The 3,199-nt window shown below is 71.6% G+C and carries 3 protein-coding genes; 1 reads left to right on the top strand and 2 read right to left on the bottom strand.

The window, feature by feature from the left end; all coding sequences use genetic code 11:
• The coding region (locus RMN98_RS03695; RefSeq protein ID WP_309647446.1) for a response regulator transcription factor at nt 1-146 on the bottom strand (146 nt) is incomplete at its 3' end.
• 65 nt (nt 147-211) lie between these two features.
• A complete protein-coding gene (locus RMN98_RS03690) occupies nt 212-1,342 on the bottom strand; it encodes a histidine kinase (RefSeq protein ID WP_309647445.1) in 1,131 nt (376 codons plus the stop codon).
• Between the two features lie 132 nt (nt 1,343-1,474).
• Between RMN98_RS03690 and RMN98_RS03685 the strand changes: the two genes are divergently transcribed.
• Nucleotides 1,475-3,199 (top strand): MMPL family transporter (locus RMN98_RS03685; protein WP_309647444.1); only part of this gene is annotated, 1,725 nt, incomplete at its 3' end.

Below are 3,199 nucleotides of genomic sequence, written 5' to 3'. Positions count from 1 at the left end.
CGGGTGGCCTCGACGCCGTCGATGCCGGGCATCCGGATGTCGAAGAGGCAGACGTCGGGACGCAGCTCGCGTGCCACAGCCACCGCCTCATGACCGTCCGTTGCCTCGCCGACGACCTCGATCCCGGGCTGCGCGTTGAGGATCATGCTGAGCCCGGTGCGGACCAGGAGCTGGTCGTCGGCGACCACCACCCGGATGGTCCCTCGGCTGGTCACTGAGGCACCTCCCGCGGGAGTGTCGCCTCGACGGTCCAGCCGCCGAGCGGGTCCGGCCCGGCCTGACAGACGCCGCCGAGCAGCTTGGCTCGTTCTGCCATGCCGAGCAGGCCGTAGCCCACGCTGGTCGCGGGGCGGGCGGCTTCTCCGTCGTCGTGCACACGCAACCGTACGACGCCGGCGTCGCCGGTGACCTCCACGTTGACCGTCGTGGCGTGCAGCGAGTGCCTGATCGCGTTGGTGACCGACTCCTGACAGATCCGGTAGACCGCCACCTCCACCGGTTGCGGCAGGCCAGCGAGGTCGCCGCCGCGGTGCACCCGCACCAGGGGGCTCATCCGGGTCAGCTCGTCCAGATCACTGATGCCCCGCTGGGGCGCGTAGTCGGCCTCCTCGCCTTCGCGGAGCACCCGGACCATCGTGCGCATCTCGTGCAAGGTCCGTGACGCCTCCGCCTCGATCACGGCCAGCGCCTCGACCGCCGAAGCCGGGTCGTTGGCTGCCACCGCCCGCCCCGCCTGGGCCTGGATCGCGATGGCCGACACATGGTGTGCGACGGTGTCGTGCAGCTCGCGGGCGAGCTCACCGCGCTCGAGAGTCCGGACCTGTTGCACCTCGCGCTGGCGCGCAACCGCGCGGTAGCGCATCGCGGCCCCGAGCGCGAACACCGCGACCAACAGGGTGGTGCCGCCGATCACGTCCCCGAGGGTCGCGCTGGTCGCGAGACCCAGGCCCGCGGGCACGGCGACGATCGCGGTCCCCACCAGCGCCTCGCGTCCCGAGGCCCAGCGGTACAACGCGTACGGCAGCAACACGATGCCGGCCATGGAGTACAGCCCCACGTCGACGACGTCACTGACGACGGTCGGGATGTGCAGCACCATCGCGCCGCCCCAGCCGACCGCGGTCGCCAGCAACGGATGGGTACGCCGCCAGAGCAGGACCGGGATCACCAGGAGCGCGACCACGGTGGCCAAGGGACGCCACGCCACGTCCGGGCGGAAGATCACCTCGGCCACGGCCGTGGCCAGCAGGGCGCCGACCAGGGCCCAGTCCCGCCACACCCGCGCCGGCGGCTCCGGGGCACGGGGCTCGGCCAGGATCGAGCGGATGAAGGTGGCGATCACCTCTCCAGCCTAGAGAGCGAGGACGCTCGTCGTACGGGGCAGAAGCACGATTCGCTTCTCGTCCTTTCGGCCGAGGAGTCCCCCATTCCTTGGCCCGATGTGCGCCGCTCGCCGCCGGGCCACCGTGGAGGCATGTCGAATCTCCTCTACCGGCTCGGCCGGTCTGCTGCCACCCGGCCCTGGGTCGCCATCGGGGCCTGGGTCGTCCTGGCGCTCGTCGTCATCGCCTCCTCCGTCGCCTTCGGGCGCGATCTCGAGGAGAGCTTCGAGGCACCCGGCCTCGACTCCTACCAGGCTGCGGAGCTGCTCGCCGAGGCCCAGACCGACGAGGGCGGGGTCACCGCGCACGTCGTGCTCGAGGCCCAGGACGTTGCGGCCCAGCTGGCGCCGGTGGAGGCCGCTCTCGAAGCACTCCCGCACGTGCTCACGACGACCAGCGACGTCTCGCCGGACGGCACCATCGCACTCGTGCGCGTGCAGTACCCCGCGGTAGAGCAGCTCGACGCCTCCGACCTGGAGAACCTCAAGGACGCCGTCGCCGACCTGCGTGAGGAGTCGTCGCTGACGGTGGAGACCGGAGGTGACCTGTTCTTCGCGTTCGAGGAGGCACCCACCGGGCTCGGCGAGGTCGCGGGACTCGTCGTCGCGATGATCGTCCTGCTCATCGCCTTCGGCTCCTTCGTCGCGATGGGCCTGCCGATCGGGATGGCGTTGTTCGGGCTGGTCATCGGTGCCACCTCGATGAAATTGGTGACCTACCTGGTCGACATCCCGGCGTGGGCGCCGCAGCTGGCGGCCATGGTCGGGCTCGGCGTCGGCATCGACTACGCGCTCTTCCTGGTCACCCGGCACCGGGAGAACCTGGCCCAGGGGATGTCGGTCACCGAAGCCGTCGGCCGAGCCCTGGCGACAGCGGGGCAGGCCGTGATCTTCGCCGGCGGCACGGTGGTCGTGGCGATCCTCGGGCTGCTCGTCGCGGGGATCCCGTTCGTGACCGGTGGTGGGGTCGCCATCTCCGCGATGGTGCTCGTGATGGTGCTCGCGTCGATCACCCTGCTGCCGGCACTCCTCGGACTGGCGGGGCACCGGATCAACGGCCGCAGGCGCACGCCGCACCGGCCGAGCACCGGCTGGTACCGGTGGGGCGCGCACGTGACCCGCCACGCGACGGCCTACTTCGTCGGCGGAGCGGTCCTCATGATCGCCCTGGCCGCACCCGTCCTCGCGCTCAACCTGGGCTTCCCCGACGACGGGACCAAGCCCGAGTCGAGGACCGAACGACGGGCCTACGACCTGATCGCCGACGGGTTCGGCCCCGGGGCCAACGGGCCGCTGGTGATCGCGGTCGACATCTCCCGGGGCGCCGGGACCTCGGATCAGCCGAACGTCGTAGCGCCGCTGGCAGCGGCCATCGCCGCCGACCCGGGCATCACCTCGGTCGACGACCCGATCATCGATCCCACCGCCGGCGTGGCGACCCTGGTGGCGCAGCCGACCACGTCGCCCCAGGACGAGGCCACCCAGGAGACCGTCGCGAGGCTCCGCAGCGAGGTCTTCCCGACGGTGCTCGACGGCACCACGGCGACCGCCCACGTCGGCGGGCAGACGGCCACCTTCGCCGACCTCGGTGACCGGGTCCAGGAGCGGATGCCACGCTTCGTGGTCGCCGTGCTGCTGCTGTCGTTCCTCCTGCTCACGCTGCTGTTCCGGTCGGTCCTGGTGCCGCTGAAGGCGGTCGTGCTCAACCTGCTGAGCGTCGGCGCGGCGTACGGCGTGCTCGTCATGGTCTTCCAGTGGGGCTGGGGGGCCGGCCTGATCGGCGTGGAGTCGACGGTGCCGGTCGTGTCGTTCATCCCG

The organism is Nocardioides sp. (assembly GCF_031397825.1).
In the GTDB taxonomy this organism is placed as follows: Bacteria; Actinomycetota; Actinomycetes; order Propionibacteriales; family Nocardioidaceae; genus Nocardioides.
Note: the sequence above shows the minus strand (reverse complement) of the source record. Positions and strands in the feature narration are given on the sequence as shown.